Here is a 3,788-nt window from a genome sequence, read left to right as displayed (position 1 = left end):
GATGAGCCAGATCCTCATCTTCGGCCTGTTCGCCGTGTCGCTGGACATGGCCCTGGGCTACGCCGGCATCCTCACCGTGGGCCACGCGGCCTTCTTCGGCGCGGGCGCCTACGCGGCCGGCCTGCTGGCCAAGCATGGCTGGGGCGAACCCTTCTCGGGCCTGCTGGTGGCGCTGCTGGTCTGCGTGGCGCTCGGCTACCTGCTCAGCGCCCTGGTGGTGCGCGGCACCGACCTGGCGCGGCTGATGATCACCATCGGCGTGTGCATGCTGCTGGCCGAGCTGGCGAACCGGCTCTCGGGCATCACCGGCGGCACCGACGGCCTGCAGGGCATGGTGGTGCAGCCGCTGTTCGGCCGCTTCGAGTTCGACCTGTTCGGCCAGACCGCCTTCGTCTACGCCTTCTTCATGGTGCTGCTGGTCTTCCTGGGCGTGCGGCTGATCCTGCGCTCGCCCTTCGGCCTGGCGCTGCGCGGCATCCACGACAGCCGCAAGCGCATGCTGGCCATCGGCTCGCCGGTGGACGCGCGCCTGCGCCTGGCCTACGCGCTGTCGGCCGGCGTGGCCGGCGTCGCGGGCGCGCTGCTGGCGCAGACCACGCAGTTCGTCGGCATCGAATCGATCGGCTTCAACCGCTCGGCCGAGATCCTGATCATCCTGGTGTTGGGCGGCACGGGGCGCCTGTACGGCGGCCTGATCGGCGCCATCGTCTACATGCTGGTGCACGACTGGTTCGCCGACATGAACCCGCAGTACTGGCAGTTCTGGCTGGGCCTCTTCCTCATCGCCGCGGTGCTGCTGGGCCGCGGTGGCCTCATGGGCGCACTCTCGCGCCTGTTCCAGACCCGGGAGGACGCCCGATGAACACGCCCGCCCTGCAGACCCATGGCCTGGGCATCTCCTTCGGCGCCTTCCGCGCGGTGAGCGAGGTGAGCCTGTCGCTGGAGCCCGGCGCGCGCCAGGCCCTGATCGGCCCCAACGGCGCCGGCAAGACCACGCTGATCAACCTGCTCACCGGCGTCTACAAGCCCTCGGCCGGCCGCGTGCTCATGAACGGCGAGGACGTGACCGCGCTGTCGGCCGACCGCCGCGCGCGCCGCGGCCTGGCCCGCACCTTCCAGATCAACACACTGTTCCCCAGCCTCACGCCGCTGAGCTCGGTGGTGCTGGCGATCAGCGAGCGCGAGGGCCTGGGCGCCGTGTGGTGGCGCCCGCTCAAGCGCCACGCCGCCGTCTACGCGGAGGCGCACGAGCTGCTCGGGCGCCTGAAGCTCGATGCGCTGGCCGAGGTGCCGGTGGCCGAGCTGCCCTACGGCAAGCAGCGCCTGCTGGAGATCGCGCTGGCCATGGCGGCCAAGCCGCGCATCCTGCTGCTCGACGAGCCGGCCGCCGGCGTGCCGGAGGACGAGAGTGGCGAGCTATTCGAGGTCATCGCCGCGCTGCCGGCGGACATCAGCGTCCTCTTCATCGAACACGACATGAAACTGGTCTTTCGCTTCGCGCGCCGCATCTCGGTGCTGGTCACGGGGCAGGTGCTCACCGAGGGCACGCCGACCGAGATCGGTCGCGACCCGCGCGTGCGCGAGGTTTACCTGGGCCAGTCCCACACGCAGGCCACGCGCGCCATCCCCGTGGAGGCGGCGCATGGCTGAGCTGCTGGCTTTCGACCGGGTGGTGGCCGGCTACGGCAACGCCGTCGTGCTGCACGAACTGGACTTTTCGCTCGACGAGGGACAGAGCCTCGCCGTGCTGGGCCGCAACGGCGTGGGCAAGACCTCGCTGCTCGAAACCCTGATGGGCAACACCCGCGTGATGCGCGGCGCCGTGCGCTGGGCCGGGCAGGACATCACGCGCTGGCCCTCGCACCGCCGCGCCGGCGCCGGCCTGGGCTGGGTGCCGCAGGAGCGCGAGGTCTTTCCCTCGCTCACGGTGGAGGAGAACCTCACGGTGATCGCCACCAAGGGGCCGTGGAACCTGCGGCGCGTGTACGGGCTGTTCCCGCGCCTGCGCGAGCGGCGCGGCAACTACGGCAACCAGCTCTCGGGCGGCGAGCAGCAGATGCTGGCCATCGGCCGCGCGCTGATGACCAACCCGCGCCTGCTGCTGCTGGACGAGCCCATGGAAGGCCTGGCGCCCATCGTCGTGGAGGAGTTGGCGGTCTCGATCCGCCGGCTCTGCGAGCAGGAAGGTCTGGCGTCCATCGTCGTGGAGCAGCACCCCGTGCTGGCGCTGGAGATGACGCACCAGGCCATCGTGCTGGAGCGCGGCACCGTGGTGCACGCGGGGCCGAGCGCGGCGCTGGCCCAGGACGCGGCCCTGCTCGAAGGCCTGCTGGGCGTGGGCATCGCCGAACCCGCCTGACCCCCCGATTCCATCGCGGGCGCCGGGGCGCCCGGTTCAACCCCCCATGAGGACACCTGTCATGCCATTCCCTTTCCAGAAAGCCCTTGGTGGCGCGCTCGTCGCCTTGGGTCTGGCGGCCGCACCCGCCGCCTTCGCCCAGGACACCGTGCGTGTCGGCGTCATCGCCGAGATGTCCGGCCCCTTCGCCGAATTCGGCAAGCAGATGCAGGCCGGCATACGGGCCTACCAGAAGATGCACGGCGACAGCGTGGCCGGCAAGCGCGTGGAGGTGGTGATCAAGGACGTGGGCGGGCCCAACCCCGACGCGGCCAAGCGCATCGCCACCGAACTGGTGGTGCGCGAGAAGGTGAACGTGCTCGCGGGCTTCGGCTTCACGCCGAACGCGCTGGCGGTGGCGCCCATCGCCACCCAGGCCAAGGTGCCCATGATCGTCATGAACGCGGCCGCCGGCGGGCTCACCGCCAAGTCGCCCTACATGGTGCGCACCTCCTTCCACTACCCGGAGACCGTGCCGCCGATCGCGCAGTGGGCCATCCAGCAGGGCGCGAAGAAGGCCTATGTGATCGTGGCCGACTACTCGCCGGGCCACGACGCCGAGGCGGCCTTCATCGCGGCCTTCAAGAAGGCCGGCGGCGAGATCGTGGGCAGCGTGCGCACGCCGCTCATGACGCTGGACTTCGCGCCCTACATGCAGCGCGTGAAGGACGCCCGGCCCGATGTGCTGTTCTCCTTCGTCAACGGCGGCGACGTGGCGCCGGCCTTCATCAAGGAGTACCGCGACAAGGGCCTGCCCGAGGCCGGCATCCAGCTCATCGGCACCGGCGACATCGTCGACGAGGCCCTGGTCGAGGCGATCGGCGAGCGCGGCGTGGGCATCACCACCGTGTACCCCTATTCCATGCACCACAAGTCGGCGCTGAACGAGCGCTTCGTGCGCGAGTTCAAGGCCCAGCGCGATGCGAAGTCGCGCCCCACCATCATGGGCGTGGCCGCCTACGACGGCATGGCCGCGCTGTACGCGGCGCTGGCCAAGACCGGCGGCAAGGCCGACGGGCCGACGCTGATCGCCGCGCTCGCCGGGCTGAAGATCGACAGCCCGCGCGGCAGCCTGACCATCGACAAGAACAGCCGCGACGTGGTGCACGACCAGTACATCCGCCGCTTCGAGAAGCAGGACGGCGCCTACTACAACGTCGAGTTCGAAACCTTCAAGGCGGCGCCCTGATGGCCGTCGACGCCCTGTCCCTGGACATCGCCGGGCTGACCGCGGCCTACCGCGATGGCCGCCTGCACCCGCAGCAGGCGCTGGACCAGCTGTTCGACGCCATCGAGGCCGACGCGCGCGGCATCAACGCCTTCTGCCTGCTCGACCGCGCGGCGGCCGCGCGCGAGGCCGAGGCCTCGGGCCGGCGCTGGCATGAGGGCC

At 70.8% G+C, this 3,788-nt stretch carries 4 protein-coding genes and 1 pseudogene; all 5 read left to right on the top strand.

What is annotated here, in order from left to right; all coding sequences use genetic code 11:
- On the top strand, positions 1 to 862 hold an 862-nt coding region (locus BGO22_RS02095; RefSeq protein WP_286848585.1), incomplete at its 5' end, for a branched-chain amino acid ABC transporter permease.
- Positions 859 to 1,650: an ABC transporter ATP-binding protein gene (locus BGO22_RS02090; protein ID WP_286848583.1), complete on the top strand. Its 792-nt coding sequence runs from the start codon at positions 859 to 861 to the stop codon at positions 1,648 to 1,650. The genes BGO22_RS02095 and BGO22_RS02090, both read left to right, overlap by 4 nt.
- On the top strand, positions 1,643 to 2,359 hold the full coding sequence (locus tag BGO22_RS02085; RefSeq protein WP_070401232.1) for an ABC transporter ATP-binding protein: 717 nt from the start codon (positions 1,643 to 1,645) through the stop codon (positions 2,357 to 2,359). The genes BGO22_RS02090 and BGO22_RS02085 overlap by 8 nt, the downstream gene beginning before the upstream one ends.
- A 61-nt stretch (positions 2,360 to 2,420) precedes the next feature.
- Complete coding sequence (locus tag BGO22_RS02080) at positions 2,421 to 3,587, top strand: ABC transporter substrate-binding protein (RefSeq protein WP_204743582.1); 1,167 nt, start codon at positions 2,421 to 2,423, stop codon at positions 3,585 to 3,587.
- A pseudogene (locus tag BGO22_RS02075) lies at positions 3,587 to 3,788 on the top strand (amidase); the annotation flags it as partial. The gene BGO22_RS02080 and the pseudogene BGO22_RS02075, both read left to right, overlap by 1 nt.

Origin of the sequence: Hydrogenophaga sp. 70-12 (genome assembly GCF_001897365.1) — a bacterium.
Lineage (GTDB): Bacteria > Pseudomonadota > Gammaproteobacteria > Burkholderiales > Burkholderiaceae_C > Hydrogenophaga > Hydrogenophaga borbori.
Note: the sequence above shows the minus strand (reverse complement) of the source record. Positions and strands in the feature narration are given on the sequence as shown.

What these genes read in the sequence shown, in the direction of transcription:
- BGO22_RS02085 (WP_070401232.1), top strand. Translation starts at nt 1,643, where the DNA reads ATGGCTGAGCTGCTGGCTTTCGACCGGGTGGTGGCCGGCTACGGCAAC.
- BGO22_RS02090 (WP_286848583.1), top strand. Translation starts at nt 859, where the DNA reads ATGAACACGCCCGCCCTGCAGACCCATGGCCTGGGCATCTCCTTCGGC.
- BGO22_RS02080 (WP_204743582.1), top strand. Translation starts at nt 2,421, where the DNA reads ATGCCATTCCCTTTCCAGAAAGCCCTTGGTGGCGCGCTCGTCGCCTTG.